Genomic DNA, 21,359 nt, shown 5'->3' on the forward strand with positions numbered 1-21,359 from the left:
GCTCGAAAAAAGATCATTCAATGCACTATTTGCCGTATTAACACCGCCTCTCACCTAGGTTTTTTTGAGCATTGTGATACATTGAAAAGATTCTCTGAGTCTAAGACGAAGTCGCTGGCAGCCGTACTTTGAAGATAAGGTTTTGAAGCTAAAGTTTTAAGCCAAAACGACCATAAATACAGACTTGATAATCATATTCACTGATGACGTCAAAAGGGTTTCCATGACACAACAGCCACAAGTTAAATACCGTCACGATTATAAATCGCCGGATTACACTATCACCGATATCAATCTGGATTTTGCACTTGATGCACAAAAAACCACAGTAACGGCGATCAGTCAGGTAAAACGTCAAACAGCAGACGTGACACCGTTGGTTTTAGATGGTGAGGATTTAACGCTCGTGAGTATCAGCGTTGACGGGCAAGCATGGCCGCATTACCAGCTACAGGATAATTCGCTGGTTATTGAGCAATTACCCGCTCATTTTACTCTGACAATCGTCAATGATATTCACCCTGCAACTAACAGCGCACTTGAGGGGTTATATCTTTCCGGTGAGGCACTCTGTACCCAATGTGAAGCTGAAGGTTTCCGTCATATTACCTATTATTTAGATCGCCCTGATGTGTTGGCGCGTTTTACCACCCGCATTGTCGCTGATAAAGCACTTTATCCTTATTTACTCTCCAACGGTAACCATGTGGGGCAGGGAGTTCTGGATGATGGCCGCCATTGGGTAAAATGGGAAGACCCGTTCCCAAAACCTTGTTACCTGTTTGCTTTGGTCGCCGGTGATTTTGATGTGTTGCGTGATAAGTTCATTACCCGCTCGGGGCGTGAAGTTGCGCTGGAGTTGTTTGTTGACCGCGGTAATCTGGATCGCGCCGACTGGGCGATGACCTCATTGAAGAACTCCATGAAGTGGGATGAAACCCGTTTTGGTCTGGAGTATGACCTCGACATTTATATGATTGTGGCGGTTGATTTCTTCAATATGGGGGCCATGGAAAATAAAGGGTTGAATGTTTTCAATTCAAAATATGTTCTGGCAAAAGCAGAAACGGCGACAGATAAAGATTATCTGAACATTGAAGCGGTTATTGGTCATGAATATTTTCATAACTGGACGGGTAACCGAGTCACCTGCCGTGATTGGTTCCAATTAAGCCTGAAAGAAGGTTTAACGGTATTCCGCGACCAGGAATTTAGTTCTGACTTAGGCTCGCGCTCAGTCAATCGTATTGAAAACGTACGAGTTATGCGTGCAGCGCAGTTTGCCGAAGATGCCAGCCCGATGGCTCATGCCATTCGCCCGGATAAAGTCATCGAGATGAACAACTTCTATACCTTAACTGTGTATGAGAAAGGGTCAGAAGTTATCCGCATGATGCATACTTTGCTGGGTGAACAGCAATTCCAGGCTGGCATGCAACTCTATTTTGAACGCCATGATGGCAGTGCGGCGACCTGTGATGATTTTGTGCAGGCAATGGAAGATGCATCTAATGTCGATCTGTCTTTATTCCGCCGCTGGTATAGCCAATCCGGTACACCAATACTGACGGTACGTGATGATTATGATGCTGAAAAACAGCAATATCATCTGCACGTTAGTCAGAAAACGTTGCCAACGGCTGATCAGCCAGAAAAATTGCCATTGCATATCCCATTGGATATTGAGCTATATGACAGTAAAGGCAATGTGATTGCATTGCAGCGAAATGGTTTACCAGTTCATCATGTTCTGAATGTGACAGAGGCTGAACAGACCTTTACCTTTGATAATGTAGAGCACACTCCGATCCCGTCCCTGTTACGGGAATTCTCTGCACCGGTCAAATTGGATTATACCTACAGCGATCAGCAACTCACGTTCCTCATGCAACATGCGCGCAATGAATTTTCCCGTTGGGATGCGGCACAAAGTTTGCTGGCAACCTATATCAAACTCAATGTTGCTAAATATCAACAAAAACAGCCGCTGACTTTGCCTAATCACGTCGCTGATGCTTTCCGCGCCATATTGCTTGATGAAAATCTTGATCCCGCGTTAGCGGCACAGATCCTGACATTGCCATCAGAAAATGAAATTGCGGAACTGTTTACCACAATTGATCCGCAAGCTATCAGTGCGGTGCATGAGGCTATTACCCGCTGTCTGGCAAATGAATTATCGGACGAATTATTGGCCGTCTATGTGGCGAATATAACTCCTGAATATCGTATTGAACACAGTGATATTGCTAAGCGGGCATTACGAAATACTTGTCTGAGTTATTTGGCGTTTGGTGATGCTGAGTTTGCAAATAAGCTTGTCTGTTCTCAATATCATCAAGCTGACAACATGACGGACTCGCTGGCAGCATTAGCAGCCGCAGTTGCTGCCCAGTTGCCTTGCCGTGATGAATTACTGGCGGCGTTTGATGTGCGCTGGAGTCATGATGGTTTGGTGATGGATAAATGGTTTGCACTGCAAGCAACCAGCCCTGCGGCGGATGTTTTGACACAGGTGCGAGATTTACTTAAGCATCCTGCATTTAGTCTGAGTAATCCCAACCGTACCCGTTCGTTGATTGGTAGTTTTGCTTCCGGTAATCCGGCCGCATTCCACGCCACTGACGGTAGCGGTTATCAATTCCTGGTAGAAATACTTAGCGATTTGAATACCCGTAACCCACAGGTTGCCGCTCGTTTGATTGAACCATTGATTCGTTTGAAACGCTATGACTCAGGTCGCCAAACGTTGATGCGCCAGGCTTTGGAACAATTGAAAACATTGGATAATTTATCTGGTGATTTATACGAAAAGATAACCAAAGCATTGGCCGCATAGATAGGTTGTTTGCATGATAAACAGAGGGCAGCGATGCTCTCTGTTTTTTATCCCCTGAAATACCTGCAGTCTTTGCATGGCTTTACGTCGCAAACGTTTACTTTCCTGAGAGATGAATTTACCATTCCCGCATCAACGGCTAGTCACCGCTCGCTCAGGAGATCACATGTATTATCCACTCGTTAAAAAAGCACTATTTCAGCTTGATCCAGAACGTGCCCATGAATTCACTTTTCGCCAGCTAAAACGTCTTACCGGCACACCGCTTCAATTTTTGGTTAGCCAATCAGTGCCAACCAAGCCTGTAAGCTGTATGGGCCTGTCATTCAAGAATCCATTAGGTTTGGCTGCGGGTTTGGATAAAGACGGCGAGTGTATTGATGCTCTTGGCGCGATGGGATTTGGTTTTATTGAAGTCGGAACGGTAACACCAAAGCCACAGTCAGGAAATGATAAACCAAGATTGTTTAGGATCGTCGAGGCTGAAGGCTTGATCAATCGTATGGGATTTAATAATCATGGGGTTGATAACTTAATTGAAAACGTCAAGAAATCACATTTTGGCGGTATTTTAGGTATTAATATTGGCAAGAATAAAGATACGCCGGTAGAACAAGGCAAAGAAGATTACTTGATTTGTATGGATAAAGTTTATCCTTACGCCGGATATATCGCGATTAATATTTCATCACCCAACACCCCAGGATTACGATCTTTACAGTATGGTGAAGCGCTGGATGATTTATTAGCAGCAATTAAAAATAAACAAACTGAATTACATCAGCGCCATCATAAGTATGTTCCGGTGGCGGTAAAGATCGCCCCGGATCTTACTGAAGAAGAATTGATCCAAATAGCGGACAGTTTGGTTCGCCATAATATAGATGGCGTTATCGCCACTAATACCACTTTAGATCGTTCTCTCATTCAGGGATTAAATTATTGCGAACAAGCCGGTGGGTTAAGTGGCCGTCCATTGCAATTACGTAGTACTGAAGTGATTCGCCGTTTATCGCAAGAGCTACAAGGCCGCTTACCTATTATTGGGGTGGGTGGAATTGACTCAGTCACTGCTGCTCGAGAAAAAATGGCTGCGGGAGCTTCATTGATTCAAATTTATTCCGGATTTATCTTCCGTGGGCCAGGTTTGATTAAGAATATCGTTACTCATATCTAATTATTTATCTTCATTATTGGCCGGGGGGTTTATTTATTCCTCCGGCTCGTCTATATTTTACCCCAATGGATTAAATATACATCAAAAGCCTTATACGATTAAGTGCAATTAGATGGTTGATAACTCAAATTGTTGAGTCAATAATGTTGGTGAGCGTGGCGGGAAGGGTAAAATATGCGGATTAAACCAGACGATAAATGGCGTTGGTATTTTGATACCGAACATGACCGACTTATGTTGGATTTAGCCAATGGTATGATATTTCGCTCGCGCTTCCCGTCTAAAATGTTAACCCCTGATGCATTTGATGAGTCTGCATTTTGTGTCGACGATGCCGCGCTTTATTTTGAGTTTGAAGATCAATGCCGCCAAATTAAAATGGGGCATGAGCAACGTTCGGAATTGATATTAAATGCGTTGGTTGCTTTTCGTTTTCTTAAACCATTAATGCCCAAAAGCTGGTATTTTGCACAACAATCTAAAACGTGGCTGCCACAGAATGCAGAGCTGGCGACAGTAAAAGTATTGGAGAACGGTGAAGATATTAGTTTGTTAGTGGTTGAGTCTGGTGACACTGCCAGTTTGTGTTTATTAGCACAATCCCAGGTAGTATTAGCCGGGCGTCAGTTAGTATTGGGCGATGCGATAAAGATAATGAATGACCGCTTAATACCGTTGGTTATCGAGAAACCTTATGCCGCACCGGCCTTTAATCTTGACCGGGCGGTTTAGTTAATCAGTTGCAGCTTATTTGCCGCTAAGCGTAATATCTCCTTTAGGTATGCAACTGCAACAAAGAATCGTTCCGTCATTTCCAATAGCACTTTGTTTTAACGGTGCGACCTCGCCATTGATTAACGTAATTCTGCAACTGCCACATATTCCTGCCCGGCACGAGTAAGGAATGCGGATATTTTGTTGCTCCAACTGTTCCAATAATACCTGCTGATTATTCCCGTTAAAGCGAATACCATTATACTCAATGGCTACGGCTTTGGATTTATCCTCTGGTGCCGCAAGGCTTTCAACTACCGCTCCAGCGCCATAAGGGCGCGGTGGCTTAGTTGACAGAACTTCTACTTCATCCCCAACCCGAATAATACCACTGTTCCTGGCCACCATATTCTGACCAAAATCGATATCGCCATTCTCGGCGGTTCGGAATGTCTGTAGTGTTTGTAATGGCTCGCCGGTTGGATGCTTGCGACCGCGCTCAACACTGACCGTGGTTAATACGCAGCGGCTACATGGCTTAACCAAATCAAAGGTAATATCGCCCACTCGGATAACTTGCCAACTGTCTTCAGCAAATGCACTGGCACCGGTCACCAGTAAATTAGGGCGAAACTGTTCTAGCTTAATACTGCCGGGGCAGCGTTGTTGCAACTCTTTAAATGAAGCTTCGTTAATTAACAGATAAGGGAAACCATCAGCGAATGACAGCGGGATTTCCGGCATGGGTTTTACCCGCCGAGTTAATTCTGGCCCCAGCCAGCGTAATTGTACTTCTCTTTGAAAATAACCACTGAGCCAGTTGTTGATAGCAGCAGGGGCAATGAGCGCGGTAAAATGATTCCCCCAAACTTCTGTCGGTTCGGCATTGGCTAAAAAATCATTAAAGCGGATACTGGCACTCTCGCCGTCAGGGGCAGTGAGATATAAACCGTCTGACATTAAGGCGGGGGTAAACATCACCATCTTCGGATATTGGCGCGCAGTAATAAAAGTGCCATCCGGTTCGGTAATCATAAATACGCGGTCAAAGGCCAATCCACTGCTGCTGACTTGTGCATGAGAAAGCTGCAAGCCGCGCATGGATTTTACCGGATGAACATAAAGTCGGGAGAGGGTAATCACCATTGCCTCCGTGCGAGTATTAAATAAGAGGGAGCAACTTTATGACAAGCTGCTGGGATTAGCTATAATGCGCAACAATTTTCTTTTTGGTGATAGTGCGATATGAACTCTCTGTTTGCCAGCACGGCGCGTGGACTGGAAGAACTGTTAAAAAGCGAACTCGAAGCGTTGGGCGCTCACGACTGTAAAATAGTGCAGGGCGGGGTACATTTTCAGGGCGACGATCGACTCATGTACCAAAGCCTGCTGTGGAGCCGTTTGGCTTCGCGCATTTTGTTACCGCTCAATGATTTTAAAGTTTACAGCGATTTAGATTTGTACCTTGGGGTGCAGGCGATTGATTGGCCATCAATTTTTGGTGTGGATAAAACCTTTGCCGTGCATTTTAGCGGCGTGAATGACGAAATCCGCAATAGCCAGTATGGGGCATTAAAAGTTAAAGATGCCATCGTCGATAGCTTTACTCGTAAGCTGGATCAGCGCCCAACTGTAGCTAAACAGCAGCCGGATATCCGGGTGAATGTTTTCCTGCAACGAGAGATGGCCAGTGTCGCGCTGGATCTCAGTGGCGAAGGTTTGCATCAGCGCGGCTATCGTGACCTTACCGGTCAGGCGCCGCTGAAAGAAAATTTGGCTGCGGCGATTATCCAACGTTCTGGCTGGCAGTTGGGCACGCCGATGGTCGATCCGATGTGTGGTTCAGGTACATTGCTGATTGAAGCTGCCATGATGGCATCTGACCGCGCACCGGGGCTGCATCGTGAGCATTGGGGCTTTACCGCCTGGAGTGCTTTTAACGAAGAGCTGTGGCGTGAATTAACCACCGAAGCGCAAGTTCGTGCGCGCCGTGGTTTGCAGGAGACGACCTCGCGCTTCTTTGGTTCTGATATTGATCGGCGTGTGATTGAGATGGCTCGAGCCAATGCCCGTCGCGCTGGGGTAGCAGAACTGATTACCTTTAATGCCAACGATGTCAGCAAATTGGTAAATCCATTACCGGAAGGGCCAGTAGGTACGGTTATCAGTAACCCACCTTATGGTGAGCGGTTGGACAGTGAGCCAGCATTGATTGCGTTGCATAATATGCTCGGCCGCATTATGAAAACGTCATTTGGTGGTTGGCGTCTATCCTTGTTCAGTGCCTCGCCGGACCTGCTGAGCTGCCTGCAATTGCGTGCAGAGCGCGAATTCAAAGCTAAAAATGGCCCGTTGGATTGCGTGCAGAAAAACTACCAATTAGCGGTAAATCCACAAGGTGCGGCGGGTGTTCAGGTTGCTGAGGATTATGCTAACCGCCTGCGTAAGAATGTGAAAAAGCTGGATAAATGGGCTAAGCAACAGGGCATTGAGTGTTACCGCCTGTATGATGCTGATTTGCCAGATTATAACGTGGCCGTTGACCGTTATGGTAGCAAGGTGGTAGTGCAGGAATATGCGCCGCCGAAAACCATTGATGCACAAAAAGCGCGTCAGCGTCTGTTTGATGTGATTAATGCCACTTTGGCGGTGTTGAATTTGCCTTCTAACCAGTTGGTATTGAAAACTCGCGAACGGCAGAAAGGCAAAAACCAATACGAGAAATTGGCCCAGAAAGGCGAGTTCCTGCTGGTGAGTGAATATAATGCCAAGTTATGGGTTAACCTGACCGATTATCTCGATACCGGCTTGTTCCTGGATCACCGTATTGCCCGTCAGATGCTGGGCAAAATGAGCCAGGGTAAAGACTTCCTTAATCTGTTCGCTTATACCGGTACTGCCAGTGTTCATGCAGGGCTGGGGGGCGCACGCAGTACCACTACAGTCGATATGTCGCGCACCTATTTGGAATGGGCGGAGAAAAACCTGCGGGCAAATGGTTTAACTGGCCAGCAGCACCGCTTGATTCAGGCCGATTGCCTCTCCTGGCTGAGTAACACCGATGAGCAATTCGACGTGATCTTCATTGATCCACCGACGTTCTCCAACTCCAAGCGTATGGAGACCACCTTTGATGTTCAGCGCGATCATTTAGTGCTGATGAAAGAACTTAGACGGTTACTGCGCCGTAAGGGAACAATCATGTTCTCAAACAATAAGCGCGGTTTCCAGATGGATTTGGACGGGATAAAGGCGTTGGGATTGGAAGCGAAAGAGATCACCGCGCAAACACAATCTGAAGACTTTGCCCGCAATCGTCAAATCCACAACTGCTGGCTGGTGACTCACAGCCACGAGGAAAAGTAGAAACTATGTCGTTAATTAGCATGTCCGGTGCCTGGCTGTCGTTCAGCGATGCACCTTTATTAGATAATACTGAATTGCATATTGAGGCAAACGAACGTGTTTGTCTGGTGGGCCGCAATGGCGCGGGCAAATCCACCTTGCTGAAAATTCTGAGCAAAGAAGTGCCTTTGGATGATGGTCGGCTCATTTATGAGCAGGATTTAATTGTCGCGCGTTTGCAACAAGATCCACCGCGTAATGTGGCCGGTACGGTGTTTGACTTTGTTGCAGAAGGTGTTCAGGAACAAGCCGAGCATTTGAAGGCTTACCATGCCACGCTGCATCAGGTTGAACTTGATCCGAGCGAAAAAAACCTCAATCGGCTGGCGGCATTGCAGGAGATTTTGGATCACCAGGGTTTATGGCAATTAGATAGCCGCATTCAGGAAGTGCTGAAACAGTTGGGTCTGAATGCAGATGCCGAGCTTTCCTCGCTGTCGGGCGGCTGGTTGCGTAAAGCGGCATTAGGTCGCGCACTGGTTAGCTCGCCAAAAGTGCTGTTACTGGATGAACCGACCAACCATTTAGATATTGAAACCATTAACTGGCTGGAAGGGTTCCTGAAAGAATTCCAGGGCAGCATTGTCTTTATTTCTCATGACCGTTCCTTTATTCGCGCGATGGCAACACGCATTGTCGATCTGGACCGCGGTAAATTGGTGTCATGGCCAGGTAATTACGAACTGTATCTTGCCAGCAAAGAAGAAGCGCTGCGGGTCGAAGAACTGCAAAACGCTGAATTTGACCGCAAACTGGCGCAAGAAGAAGTGTGGATCCGCCAAGGTATCAAAGCACGACGCACCCGTAATGAGGGCCGTGTTCGCGCCCTGAAAGCACTGCGTATGGAGCGTTCACAGCGCCGTGAAGTGATGGGTACGGCCAAGATGCAAGTGGAAGAAACCGTGCGTTCAGGCAAAATTGTCTTCGACCTGGAAAATGTTAATTATCAGGTCGGTGGCAAAGTTTTGGTGAAAGATTTCACTGCTCAAGTACAGCGCGGTGACAAAATTGCGCTAGTGGGGCCGAATGGTTGCGGTAAAACCACCTTGCTGAAACTGATGCTCGGTCAGCTTAAAGCCGATAGCGGTAAAGTCCATTGCGGCACCAAACTGGAAGTGGCCTATTTTGACCAGCATCGTGCAGAACTTGATCCAGAGCGCACGGTGATGGATAACCTGGCTGAAGGTAAGCAGGAAGTGATGGTCAATGGCCGTTCACGCCATGTTCTGGGCTACCTGCAAGACTTCTTGTTCCACCCGAAACGCGCTATGACCCCGGTAAAAGCGTTATCTGGTGGTGAGCGTAACCGTCTGTTATTGGCTAAATTATTCCTTAAGCCAAGTAACTTGCTGATCCTCGATGAACCGACCAACGATCTGGATGTGGAAACACTGGAACTGTTGGAAGAAATGGTTGATAGCTATCAGGGCACCGTATTGTTGGTTAGCCATGACCGTCAATTCGTTGATAACTCAGTAACAGAGTGCTGGATCTTTGAAGGCAATGGTCAAATTAGCAGCTTCGTCGGCGGCTATTATGATGCTCATCAGCAGCGCGCCGAGGCGAAACCTATTCGTCAGGTGGCAGCAAAAGTTGAAGAAACCAAAGCGGCTGCGCCGGTTAAAAGCACTGCTCCAGCGGCCAAACGCCCTGGCAAGCTGAGCTATAACTTGCAACGTGAGTTGGATCAGTTACCACAGCAATTAGAAAAACTGGAACATGAAATCAGTAAGTTACAGGCTGAGGTTAGCCATGCTGATTTCTTCTCCCGTCCACACGAAGAAACACAACAGGTTTTGAAAGCATTAGCCGATGCTGAACAAGCATTAGAAGTGGCGTTTAGTCGTTGGGAAGAGCTGGAAGCTCAGAAAAACGGCTAAAACGTATTTGCACTGTTCTGTCAGGTGACGCGATATCCTACTTTATGATGATATTATGTCTATTGTTATAGTAAGTTACTTGATAGAACGGTGTTCAATCCCCTTTATATAAAAGGGGGGCAGCCGTGAGGGATTCGATATTGTGTTCTGTAATTCAGCCTGAGCACGGCGAGCACACAGGGCAGTCAGGGAACGTTATCCTGTGCCGGCAGTGCGATATGTCAGTGGCCTTACCCTCCTTGCCTTATGGCACCAAAGCGGTATGTCCGCGCTGTAAAACCACACTGACCGCGCGGTGGGACGAACCACGTAAGCGCCCGGTTGGTTATGCTATCAGCGCACTCTTTATGCTGTTGCTGGCTAATATGTTCCCCTTCGTCAATATGCGCGTGGCAGGGATTACCAGCGAAATTACCCTGATCCAAATACCCAAAGTGATGGTGGCAGATGACTATGCCAGCATGGCAACGTTATTTATGGTTTTGGTTCAGCTGATTCCAGCTTTCTGCATGGTAGCCATTATTTTACTTTGTCTGCGAGTGCGTATGCCGCACCGCTGGAAGGCACTGATAGCAAAAGCACTTTTCCAATTCAAGACCTGGTGCATGGTCGAGATTTTCCTCGCCGGTGTGCTGGTTAGTTTTGTTAAGCTGATGGCTTACGGCGAAATCGGCATTGGCAGCAGTTTTGTCCCTTATTGCTTATTCTGTTTATTGCAGGTGCGTGCTTTTCAATGTGTCGACCGCCATTGGATGTGGCAGGATATTGCCCCCGCACCCGCGTTACCTCATCCATTGATTGCAGGCCGAACCGGTTTGCGCCAGGGACTGCGCTCTTGCGCGTGCTGTACGGCCATTTTGCCACAGGACCTGGTGGAATGCCCTCGTTGCCATACTCATGGCTATATCCGTCGGCGCAATAGCCTCCAGTGGACAATGGCACTATTAGTCACGTCAATCATGTTATATATCCCAGCCAACCTGATGCCCATTATGATTACTGAAAGTTTGGGGAATCAGATGAACTCCACCATCATGGCTGGGGTGATTTTCTTGTGGAGTGAAGGCTCTTATCCGGTGGCAATGGTGATTTTTATTGCCAGTATTATGGTGCCATCATTAAAAATGCTAGCGATAGGTTGGTTATGTTGGGATGCAAAAGGCAAAGGTAATACCGATACTGAACGGATGCATTTTATTTATGAAATAGTGGAGTTTGTTGGCCGCTGGTCAATGATTGATGTTTTTGTTATCGCGGTGCTGTCGTCATTGGTACGTATTGGGCAACTGATGAGTATCTATCCGGCGATTGGTGCCCTGCTATTTGCCATGGTGGTTATCCTGACCATGTTTGCTGCATTAACCTTCGATCCGCGTTTAACCTGGGATCGGATAAGTGAAACAACCCAAAAGGAGCCGCAAGGTGACGGACAATAATCCCAGCCAGGGTGTGGCAGAAATTGAAAAAATCAAGCGCTGGTCCCCGGTGTGGATCATCCCGATTGTCACTGCGCTGATTGGCGCATGGATACTGTTTTATCACTTTAGCCATCAGGGGCCGCAGGTGGTTATGACCACTTTGAACGCTGAAGGCATTGAAGCGGGTAAAACCAAAATAAAGAGCCGCAGTGTTGATGTTGGCATCGTTGAGCAGGTCACGTTAAGTGAAGATCTCAACCATGTTATTGTGAAGGCGCGGTTGAATTCCGGCATGAATACCTTGCTACACAGCGATACCGTTTTCTGGGTGGTCAAGCCGCAGATTGGCCGTGAAGGTGTTTCCGGCTTGGGAACTTTGCTATCAGGGGCTTACATTGAACTGCAACCTGGTGGTAAAGGTAAGCCATTAAATGAGTTCGCATTATTGGATTCCCCGCCCCTTGCCTCACCGGATGCCAAAGGGCTGCGCATCATACTTGACAGCGAGCAAGCCGGGCAGCTGAATGCTGGCGATCCGGTGTTGTTCCGTGGCTATCGTGTAGGCTCAGTGGAAACCAGTGCTTTTGATGCGAAATCACGCCTGATGCGTTATCAGCTATTCATTGGCGCGCCTTATGACAGTCTGGTCACCAGTAATGTGCGTTTCTGGAAAGACAGTGGGGTGGCGGTAGATCTCTCCTCGCAAGGGATGCGCGTCGAAATGGCCTCTCTGGCGACTTTATTCAGTGGCGGCGTCAGCTTTGATGTACCAGACGGCTTAGATCCGGGCAAGCAAATTACCGAGTCTAAAGCTGAGTTCAAGCTGTTTGATAACCGCAGCAGTATTCAAAATTCGCTGTATACCGAACATGAAGATTTCTTGCTGTTCTTCTCCGACTCCGTACGTGGCTTACAAGCTGGAGCACCGGTTGAATTCCGCGGAATTCGTATCGGGACTGTCGGGGATGTGCCTTTCTTCGCTGAAGGAATGAGACAGCGCGTTGATAATGACTTCCGAATTCCGGTGCTAATTCGTATTGAGCCTGGCCGCTTCCGCGAGGACTTAGGCCCAGATGCTAATTTTGAAAAAATACTGAAAACGGCCAAAGAACGCGGTCTACGTGCCTCGCTGAAATCAGGCAACTTGTTGACCGGCGCACTGTTTGTCGATCTGGATTTTTACCCAGATGCCAAACCGTGGAAAGGGCCAGTGGAAGTGGCGGGCTATCCTTTGCTGCCAACCGTCAGCGGTGGTTTAGCGCAGATTCAGCAAAAAGTGATGCAAACACTGGATAAGATTAATAATCTGCCGCTGGATCCAATGGTCACAGAAGTCACCAAAACACTGGTTGAAAGTCAGAAAACCATGCGTGAAACCCAGAAAACGCTGGAATCACTGACGGCACTCACTGCCAGCCCGGCAATGCAGGATTTACCGAAAGATCTGCAAAAAACCTTGAATGAATTGAATCGTAGTATGAAAGGTTTCCAACCTGGTTCACCGGCCTACAATAAAATGGTGGGTGATATGCAGCGGTTAGATCAGGTGTTGCGTGAATTACAGCCGGTGTTGCGGACGCTGAATGAAAAGAGCAACGCGCTGGTATTTGAAGCGGCAGGAAGTCAGGATCCTCAGCCTAAGAAGGCCAAAAAATGATGAAATGGATGGCAGTTATCGCAGCGCTATTACTCAGTGCTTGCAGCAGCACACCCAGCAAAACGTACTATCAGTTGCCAGCTCTCAGTGCGCCTGCTGGCGCGACGAGTAGTGTTGCATCAAGGCAACTGTGGGTTGAGCATGTTGGCGTAGCGGATTATCTGGCGGCGGCCGGTGTGGTATATCAAACCAACGATGTGCAATACGTGATTGCCAGCAACAACCTCTGGGCAAGCCCATTGGATCAACAGTTGCAGCAAACCTTGGTCACTAATCTGAGCAATGCGCTACCGGGCTGGCTGGTCTCCTCACAACCACTCGATAGCGATCAGGATGTCCTGAATGTCACTGTCACCGGGTTCCATGGCCGCTATGATGGGCGCGCCATCATCCGTGGTGTTTGGATACTCAAACGTCAGGGGCAACTGATTAAACAGCCGTTCGATTTAGAGCTTAAACAGGGCGAAGATGGTTATGATGCACTGATTCGTACTCTGGCTGAGGGTTGGCAGCAAGAGGCCAAGTCGATAGCTGCCCAGTTACGGTGATTTAAGTCATATTTTGTTCCAAATCTGTCTAATCCTCTTTCATCGATAATTATAAATTTATTGTGAAAGAGGATTTTTATTATATATCAATTAGTTAATGCCATTCACCCCAAATCAATCACTTAGCAAATTCAGCGGGCATAGCTCACAAATATGACATTGGCGTGAATTTTGCGCATTGCTTTTCTGTTTCCTAAGGTCTATCACTTAACTGTGACTGAACATAAAGTAGTCACTGTTTTCTTTCCACCAGACCGAAAGATGAGGGAAACGAGGCATGAAGAGACAGAAAAGAGATCGCTTGGAAAGAGCGTTGTCACGTGGTTATCAAGCAGGTATTTCAGGGCGTTCAAGGGAAATTTGCCCCTATCAAGCTTTAGACGCCAGATCGCATTGGTTAGGAGGTTGGCGACAAGCCATGGAGGACAGGGCTGTGACCGCTTAAGCGGCTCTCTGTCAGACTAAGGGATAACCTCCGCTTTATGCGGAGGTTATTGGTTACTTTATTCAACCCAACGTTTTAGTAAGATACTCGCATTCACCCCACCAAAACCAAAACCATTTGAAAGTGCATAAGTCATTTCATGAGGCTGTGCTTTACCTGCTATTACATTCAGCCCGGTGGCGGCTGGGTCCAGGTTTTCCAGATTCAATGTTGCAGGTACGATTTGATCTCGCAATGCCAGCACGGTGAAAATCGTTTCTAATCCGCCAGCAGCCCCCAACAAGTGACCAGTCGCTGACTTAGTCGATGTGACTGCTAAGGTATCACCTTCGCCAAACAAGTGTTTAATGGCATTAATTTCGCCGAGATCACCTACTGGCGTTGAGGTCGCATGAGCATTGAGATGCTGAACCTGTGCGGGTGTAATACCGGCCTGGCGTAGCGCAATCTTCATAGCACGGTATGCTCCATCACCGTCTTCGGCACCGGAGGTCATATGATATGCATCGGCACTGGTACCGTAGCCGACAATCTCGGCTAAGGGTTTTGCGCCACGCGCCAAAGCATGTTCCAGTTCTTCAATCACCAGTAAACCAGCACCTTCACCCATCACAAAGCCATCACGGGCACTGTCGAAGGGGCGAGACGCTTTTTCAGGAGCATCATTAGAAACGGTTGATAATGCACGCGCGGCCGCAAAGCCAGCCAGGCTGACTTTATCGATTGCAGCTTCAGCGCCGCCACACAGTGCAATATCAGCTTCATCATTGCGGATAAGACGAACTGCATCCCCGATAGCTTGAACACCGGCCGCACAAGCCGTCACCGGCGCGCCAATCGGCCCTTTGAAATGATGTTTAATGGAAACGTGACCCGCGGCCAGATTCACCAAAAATGAGGGGACGGTAAAAGGTGACAGCCGTTTTGGCCCACGGCTATCCGTGGTACGTACCGCATTTGCAATCGATGGGAAACCACCAATACCAGAGCCAATAATGGTCGCAGTGCGCTCTTGTTTCTCGGTATTATCGGCTTGCCAGCCAGCATGGGCAATGGCTTCATCTGCTGCGGCCATGGCAAATTCAATAAAGCGATCCATTTTCTTTTGATCTTTTGGCGCAACAGCTTTATTTGGATCGAAGCCTGCTTCTGGATCTGCTGCGAGTGTTGGCACTTGTCCTCCAATTTTTGCTGGCAAATCACCGACAATTTCATCTGGCAGAACACGGATACCCGATTGTCCTGCTAGCAGGCGTTGCCACACCATATCGATACCGCAGCCTAATGGGGAAACCACACCCATTCCTGTAATTACTACACGACGCATGTTCATTATTTTTCCTTTGAAGACTCAATTGAATGGGGGGAATGCCTGACATTGGCTACATTTTTCTCATGCATCAATGCCAACCGTTTATTAATTATATCGCTCCTGACCGAGCCTGCCGCGATGGTGACATCCTCTGCGCGAATAGGTTGCTGAGTGGTATTGCTCAGCAAAATTGGATCGACCGGAGTACCGGTACGGCGATCGGTGAGTATGACTGCGGGGCCGTCTGGCGCAAAATGTTGATTACCCCAGTGAAACAGGGCTGCAATTACTGGGAAGAAATCATTGCCGCGCTCCGTCAATAGGTATTCATAGCGGACGGGGCGAGCATGATAGAGCTGCTTCTCCAGGATACCGCTTTCCACTAAATATTTGAGTCGGCGGGTGAGGATGGTGGGAGAAAGCTGCAAACTTTGCTGAAATTCATCAAACCGCGTGAGCCCTTGAAAGGCATCACGGATAATCAGTATGCTCCACCATTCTCCTACCCGTTCAAGAGAACGGGCCACCGGGCAGGGCATATCTTGCAGGCGAGTTCTTTGCATACCACTCCTCGGATGATTTTTGTGGGCAGAGCGAGCTGTGCCAAAACTAAATATCATTTAGTCACTACATTTATTGTAGTAACTAATGTTAAAAAAAAAGCCATTGGCATCGTAGTTCATTAGCATCATAGTTAATGTGCAGGGGGTAACCGCCCCTGCACGGGAAAACGGGTCTAAATATTAGAAGGCGTTGGTGTCTTTAAACAGGCCTACTTTTAAGTCGGTGGCGGTATAAATCACTTTTCCATCTACCAGCACTTCACCATCAGCTACACCCATAATCAATTTACGCATAATAATGCGTTTAAAATTAATACGGTATGTCACTTTCTTAGCATCTGGCAGAACTTGCCCGGTGAATTTAACTTCACCGACGCCGAGTGCGCGGCCTTTGCCTTCGCCACCCAACCAGCCAAGATAGAAACCAACTAACTGCCACATGGCATCAAGGCCCAGGCAGCCAGGCATTACCGGGTCGCCGATAAAGTGGCAACCGAAGAACCATAGATCCGGATTAATATCCAGTTCCGCTTCCACATAACCTTTGCCATAGGTACCGCCGTCTTCTGTCATTTTAACGACACGGTCCATCATTAACATATTGCCTGCTGGCAATGGTGGCCCGCCAGCGCCAAACAGTTCGCCACGGCCTGATGCTTCAAGGTCTTCTTTTGTATAGGATTCGCGTTTATCTACCATGTTCTCAGTAAGCCTTATTTTGATGAAGTGCGCAGAATAGCGTACAGCTGTACGCTGAGCAAGTCCGATCAGCCCTGGTTGAACCAGTTGAGCCAGCGTAATGGCCAAGGCCAACGGCGTCTGTCCTGCGGATTTACTTGTGAGATTCGCTCTTGAATTATACCTAATAAGCTAGGTTGTTGCTCATCGGCATAAGCCATACCCGTAAGCAAAGGTAATGCTTCAGCGACTGTATCTACAGCCCACAAATGGAACTGACCTTGCTGTACCGCCTCAATCACCGCCTGATTCAAGCATAAATGACGGACATTCGTGGCCGGTAAAATAACGCCCTGACTGCCTGTAAGCCCACGACGTTGGCAAGCTTCGAAGAAGCCTTCAATCTTTTCATTTACACCACCGATAGGTTGTACGTTGCCAAATTGGTCAACTGAACCTGTCACGGCGATTTGTTGATTGATAGGCTGTTGCGATAGGGCACTGACTAGTGCACAAAGCTCTGCCAGTGATGCACTGTCGCCATCAACCTCTCCATAGGATTGCTCAAAAACAATGGAGGCTGAGAAAGGCAGTGGCTGATCAAGTTCCAGTTCTGAAATCAGGAACGCTTGCATAATCATCATGCCTTTAGCATGAATATTACCGCCTAATTCAGCTTTACGCTCTACGTCAACAAATTCGCCATCGCCTAAATGAACAACGCAGCTGATACGTGCGGGTTCACCGAAAGCATAAGGGTGCCCCGGATATTCCAATACGGACAGGCCATTAATTTGGCCGACAACCTGGCCTTCGGTCTCAACCAGAATTTGTCCTAACTCAATTTCATCTTGCATCCGTTCAGCAAGATAGCTATTACGCCAGTCGCGGGCATTCAGTGCGACTTCAAGCGCATTGGCGGTAATCGTGTCTTCTTCGGCATAAAGTGCAGCTTCAGCTAACTGGCGAGTGAGCCATTGCGGGCATAATGGCAGGCTCCCTTGGTCGCCGCTGTAACGCACCGCCTGACGGAATAGCACCGGCCAGGCATCGGCGGATAACGAAGGTAACTGCTTTTGCTGTAACAGCGTATTGATATAGCCGCACCACAACGTCATACCATCAATATCGACTAGCGGCAGTTCAACTTCGAATTCACCGTAAATAGCCAATTCGCCAAGCTCAGGTTCCATATCATGGAAATCACCCAAGCCAAGACGATCGCCGATCAGAATCAAACGCAGATCCAATGGCATTGAGGGAATATGCACCGGTAAAGGACGAGTTTCGTCAGGTGACAACCAGTCGAAGCGTTGCTGAACTATCATTTGCTTCAGGCGTAGCCACATCAATGGCTGAGCCTGTAATGATCGTACCGACAGGATCAATACACCGCCATTAGCTTGATGAACCAAGCCGGGCTGGAGAGTTATTTGATCTTTATGCCATCTAACACAGCCAAACAGCTGTTCTGGTTCTACCCATTCCTGATAGAGGCAGCGCGAAATCGCCGCAAATGGCTCATCACCGCGTTGAGCAGGTTGCCAGCTGACCTGGTGCCCATGCACAAGGTAGTCTCCGCCAAACAAGGCTGAGGCCTCAGGCTGAAGCTCTTTAATAGCTTGAGCGATCAGTGCCAGATACTCAGTACTTTCCTGTGCTTTGATCAACATAAAACGCGGCAGTGATTGTGGATGACAAAATAGTGTCATTCCATTTTCAAGCCGGGGTTGAATCGCAGCGAAAGAAACAGGCTCCAACTGGGAGGCAGTAGCAAATAACGCTTCATATGGCGTTGTGTTCGGCAGCAGTGACTGCCATTCAAGTCTGTTATTGGTCAAAGTGATAGATGCAATCGTCAAAAAGGGAAAGAGCGATTATACAAGAATAAACCAGACTTCATATACGTAGAGTAGCAGTTGGGGGCAAGGAGTAAGATATCGACAGTATTCCGTACAAAAAACAAACTAAGCATGCACTTTTAGTAGGGTGAAATTCTGCGTAAAACTGTTATGCTTAACTTAAGTTACGCGGTCACTAAAGAGCTCACGATGAAATATCAGCAACTGGAAAATCTGGAAAGCGGTTGGAAATGGGCGTATTTGGTTAAAAAACACCGTGAAGGTGAAGCCATTACTCGTCATATAGAAAACAGTGCGGCTCAGGATGCTGTCGAGCAACTGATGAAGTTGGAAAGTGAACCCGTGAAGGTGTTGGAGTGGATTGATACGCATATGAATATGCAGCTGGCTACCCGGATGAAGCAGACTATACGGGCCAGACGTAAGCGCCATTTTAATGCGGAACATCAACATACTCGCAAGAAATCAATCGATCTGGAGTTTCTGGTGTGGCAGCGTTTAGCCGCCTTGGCAAGGCGTCGAGGTAATACACTGTCAGAGACAGTTGTTCAGTTAATTGAAGATGCGGAACGTAAAGAGAAGTATCAGAATCAGATGTCGTCGTTGAAGCAGGACTTACAAGATATTCTGGGTAAAGATGTTTGAGTTGCACGGGTATGAATCGATATCAACACGGCAGAAATAGTGAAATTAAGAAAATGTGATTTGATTCGATTTTCTTAATTTCACGATAAAAAAAACCCCGCAATGCGGGGTTTTTTACGGAAGCAGTAAACTTAAGCCTGTGGCTGAGTTACAACTTCTTTGTAGCCTTTAACTTCGATCTCTACGCGACGATCTGGTGCCAGGCACTCAATCAGAGCAGCACGTGGTTTCACGTTGTCACAGGTGTTGCCTGTAACTGGGTTAGCTTGGCCTTCACCGCGAGCGGTGATTTTGTCAGCAGGGATACCTTTAGAAACCAGGTAATCACGCACGCTGTCAGCACGACGCTGAGACAGAGCTAAGTTAGGAGCTGGTTGACCGATACGGTCAGCGAAGCCCAGAACCACTACAGAACCGTCTTTAGGATCGATAGAGCTCAGTTGTGCGTACAGTTGGTCCAGAGCTTGCTGGCCTTCTGGTTTCAACGTTGCTTTGTTGAAAGCAAACAGCACGTCAGATTTCAGTGTGAAACGCTTGGTATCAACAACTGGAGCTGGCGCTGGAGCTGGAGCAATTGGAGCTACTGCATCTTCCTGACCGAAACGGTAAGAAACACCTACGCTCAGCATGCCGTTGTCTGGACGAGCACCAACGGTAGCTTTATCACCGATGTTGCTAACCCATTGGTATTCCATACGGGTTGCCCAGTTTTTGGTCCATGCGTATTCAGCACCCAATGCTACCAATGGAGAAACACCGGTATCATGGTTGTTTTGACGGTCGCCAGTAGCTGCGTCAAACGCGCTTGAGTCTGCACGCCAAACCATACCACCTAAACGGGTGTACAGGTCCAGATCCTGAGCAATTGGGTAGCTCAGTTTTGCAGCCAGTTGAACGCCTTGTGCTTTAAAGTCGCCGTTACGAACGTCGCCTTTGTAAGGCATACGGCCAAGCCAGTCGTATCCCATTTCAAAGCCCAGGTATTGGTTTGCTTGGTAACCCAAGAACGCACCAGCACCTAATTGGTCTTTATGAGTTGGACCGTCATTGCCTTGGTCGCCATAGATACCGCCAGTGCCAGTATTTTGATACTGAGACCAGCCCAGTTTACCACCGGTGTACCAGGTGTTATCTTTCGGTGCGGCTTGCGCTACTGTAGCGAAACCAGCCAGTGCCACTGCTAATGCGATAGCTGTCTTTTTCATTTTACGCCTCGTTATCATCCAAATAGGCAATGAGCTTTAAAAGCTAAGCCCTTGGTTAAAATTCTTCGTCAAGGTTTTAACGCTCCCGTTAATCACGCTGCCAGTATAATTTGGCGTTTTAGAGCAACCTTGGCGATGTAAAGTCTACAACGTGGCGAGAAAGTTACAAGTGTGATGTGATAAACCGGCTGAAAAAAAAGCGAAATAGTGCATAATCTTTAACGATTTAGCAGTGAAATGTAGTATTTCCTAGACCTTATTTTCCGCCGCAAGCCGCATTCTGACTCGCTTTATGCTGATTTTGCAGGAGTAAGCCCTAAATATTGTAATAATTCATGGGATAAATCCTAAATTTACTTAATGATACAAAGAAGAATGAATTTTTAACGTTGCGCACTGTCCTTGATCGAGTTTTGTGTCATTCAGAGGACGCATAACAAACCCATAAGCATTTCCTAACTTTGCTGCCATACGCAATCTAATGCGGTCATTTTCTGACAATTCAGGTAGCCATCCAAGAACGACACTGTAATTTCCCGTCAACAACGCCTTTTCCATGGCATCAACAGTGGATAATGGATTGATCTGCCTCGCCTGAACGACTTTACTCATTGGCAAACCTGATTGCTGTAACCATAAACGACTCAATTTCTGTTCTGGGGTCAGCCACAAGAGCCACCGGGACTGTTTACCGAGCTGTTGTAATAAGGGAAGCAGTAATTGTGCTACCGCAGGCTGATTTTCACTGTACACAAGTTCACTGATAAGGCCACTATCGGTTGGTGCATCAACTCTTTCCTGTGCGTCACGGGTAATAAGAGAATGATAATTAGCATTATAAGGTTTTAGTGATTGAGTACGCATGATGAACCTCGCCTGTGGTGTCCTGTATGTATATACAGTAGTCACTGTTTGTTCGAAGATCAACTAAATTTTTACAAGACGCTTCGCATTATTGCGATGTAAATACGCAAAAGTTGATTTTGTGTTTGGCTCAGTTATCCATATTGC

At 47.4% G+C, this 21,359-nt stretch carries 17 protein-coding genes; 10 read left to right on the top strand and 7 right to left on the bottom strand.

The features are described from left to right. Positions 1 to 223: 223 nt before the first annotated feature. From pepN to QSV56_RS02080, 3 genes are all read left to right on the top strand, one after another. On the top strand, positions 224 to 2,839 hold the full coding sequence (gene pepN / locus QSV56_RS02070) for an aminopeptidase N (RefSeq protein ID WP_050130000.1): 2,616 nt from the start codon (positions 224 to 226) through the stop codon (positions 2,837 to 2,839). A gap of 166 nt (positions 2,840 to 3,005) precedes the next feature. Then, a complete protein-coding gene (gene pyrD, locus QSV56_RS02075) occupies positions 3,006 to 4,016 on the top strand; it encodes a quinone-dependent dihydroorotate dehydrogenase (protein WP_005159993.1) in 1,011 nt (336 codons plus the stop codon). Between the two features lie 174 nt (positions 4,017 to 4,190). Then, positions 4,191 to 4,748 (top strand): cell division protein ZapC, encoded by a 558-nt coding sequence (locus QSV56_RS02080; protein WP_019079857.1) that lies wholly within the window; start codon positions 4,191 to 4,193, stop codon positions 4,746 to 4,748. 15 nt (positions 4,749 to 4,763) lie between these two features. Here QSV56_RS02080 and QSV56_RS02085 read toward each other — a convergent pair whose 3' ends face one another. Next, positions 4,764 to 5,876 (bottom strand): YcbX family protein, encoded by a 1,113-nt coding sequence (locus tag QSV56_RS02085; protein WP_011816047.1) that lies wholly within the window; start codon positions 5,874 to 5,876, stop codon positions 4,764 to 4,766. A 99-nt stretch (positions 5,877 to 5,975) separates the two neighbouring features. Here QSV56_RS02085 and rlmKL point away from each other — a divergent pair, with 99 nt between their 5' ends. The 6 genes from rlmKL (at position 5,976) to rmf (ending at position 14,083) form a co-directional block, all read left to right on the top strand. Further along, positions 5,976 to 8,096 (top strand): bifunctional 23S rRNA (guanine(2069)-N(7))-methyltransferase RlmK/23S rRNA (guanine(2445)-N(2))-methyltransferase RlmL, encoded by a 2,121-nt coding sequence (gene rlmKL, locus QSV56_RS02090; protein ID WP_050162168.1) that lies wholly within the window; start codon positions 5,976 to 5,978, stop codon positions 8,094 to 8,096. 5 nt (positions 8,097 to 8,101) lie between these two features. After that, the gene (locus tag QSV56_RS02095; protein ID WP_019083438.1) at positions 8,102 to 10,015 is read left to right on the top strand and encodes an ABC transporter ATP-binding protein; all 1,914 of its coding nucleotides are present in this window, start codon (positions 8,102 to 8,104) and stop codon (positions 10,013 to 10,015) included. Positions 10,016 to 10,155: 140 nt separating this feature from the next. After that, complete coding sequence (gene pqiA, locus QSV56_RS02100) at positions 10,156 to 11,451, top strand: membrane integrity-associated transporter subunit PqiA (RefSeq protein ID WP_026017889.1); 1,296 nt, start codon at positions 10,156 to 10,158, stop codon at positions 11,449 to 11,451. Then, positions 11,438 to 13,090, top strand: coding sequence for an intermembrane transport protein PqiB (pqiB, locus tag QSV56_RS02105; RefSeq protein ID WP_046694865.1), 1,653 nt, complete (start codon positions 11,438 to 11,440; stop codon positions 13,088 to 13,090). Before pqiA ends, pqiB begins: the two co-directional genes overlap by 14 nt. Next, positions 13,087 to 13,638, top strand: coding sequence for a membrane integrity-associated transporter subunit PqiC (pqiC, locus tag QSV56_RS02110; RefSeq protein ID WP_005170914.1), 552 nt, complete (start codon positions 13,087 to 13,089; stop codon positions 13,636 to 13,638). The genes pqiB and pqiC overlap by 4 nt, the downstream gene beginning before the upstream one ends. Before the next feature lie 277 nt (positions 13,639 to 13,915). Then, complete coding sequence (gene rmf / locus QSV56_RS02115) at positions 13,916 to 14,083, top strand: ribosome modulation factor (protein ID WP_005170911.1); 168 nt, start codon at positions 13,916 to 13,918, stop codon at positions 14,081 to 14,083. Between the two features lie 58 nt (positions 14,084 to 14,141). Here the strand turns inward: rmf and fabF are convergent, their stop codons facing one another. The 4 genes from fabF to QSV56_RS02135 form a co-directional block, all read right to left on the bottom strand. Beyond that, on the bottom strand, positions 14,142 to 15,416 hold the full coding sequence (gene fabF, locus QSV56_RS02120) for a beta-ketoacyl-ACP synthase II (protein WP_301210502.1): 1,275 nt from the start codon (positions 15,414 to 15,416) through the stop codon (positions 14,142 to 14,144). Beyond that, positions 15,416 to 15,958, bottom strand: coding sequence for a helix-turn-helix domain-containing protein (locus QSV56_RS02125; RefSeq protein ID WP_301210504.1), 543 nt, complete (start codon positions 15,956 to 15,958; stop codon positions 15,416 to 15,418). The genes fabF and QSV56_RS02125 overlap by 1 nt, the downstream gene beginning before the upstream one ends. A gap of 180 nt (positions 15,959 to 16,138) precedes the next feature. Further along, complete coding sequence (gene fabA, locus QSV56_RS02130) at positions 16,139 to 16,657, bottom strand: bifunctional 3-hydroxydecanoyl-ACP dehydratase/trans-2-decenoyl-ACP isomerase (protein ID WP_005160035.1); 519 nt, start codon at positions 16,655 to 16,657, stop codon at positions 16,139 to 16,141. Positions 16,658 to 16,725: 68 nt separating this feature from the next. Then, a complete protein-coding gene (locus tag QSV56_RS02135; RefSeq protein ID WP_032900735.1) occupies positions 16,726 to 18,477 on the bottom strand; it encodes a Lon protease family protein in 1,752 nt (583 codons plus the stop codon). A 210-nt stretch (positions 18,478 to 18,687) separates the two neighbouring features. Between QSV56_RS02135 and matP the strand changes: the two genes are divergently transcribed. Beyond that, entirely contained in the window at positions 18,688 to 19,143 is a 456-nt protein-coding gene (gene matP, locus QSV56_RS02140) for a macrodomain Ter protein MatP (protein ID WP_005170880.1), read from the top strand. 131 nt (positions 19,144 to 19,274) lie between these two features. Here matP and ompA read toward each other — a convergent pair whose 3' ends face one another. Continuing rightward, positions 19,275 to 20,348: a porin OmpA gene (ompA, locus tag QSV56_RS02145; protein ID WP_019079848.1), complete on the bottom strand. Its 1,074-nt coding sequence runs from the start codon at positions 20,346 to 20,348 to the stop codon at positions 19,275 to 19,277. 357 nt (positions 20,349 to 20,705) lie between these two features. Further along, complete coding sequence (sulA, locus tag QSV56_RS02150; protein WP_019083435.1) at positions 20,706 to 21,212, bottom strand: SOS-induced cell division inhibitor SulA; 507 nt, start codon at positions 21,210 to 21,212, stop codon at positions 20,706 to 20,708. Positions 21,213 to 21,359: the final 147 nt, after the last annotated feature.

It is taken from the genome of Yersinia sp. 22-579, from assembly GCF_030433455.1.
Taxonomy (GTDB): Bacteria; Pseudomonadota; Gammaproteobacteria; order Enterobacterales; family Enterobacteriaceae; genus Yersinia; species Yersinia enterocolitica.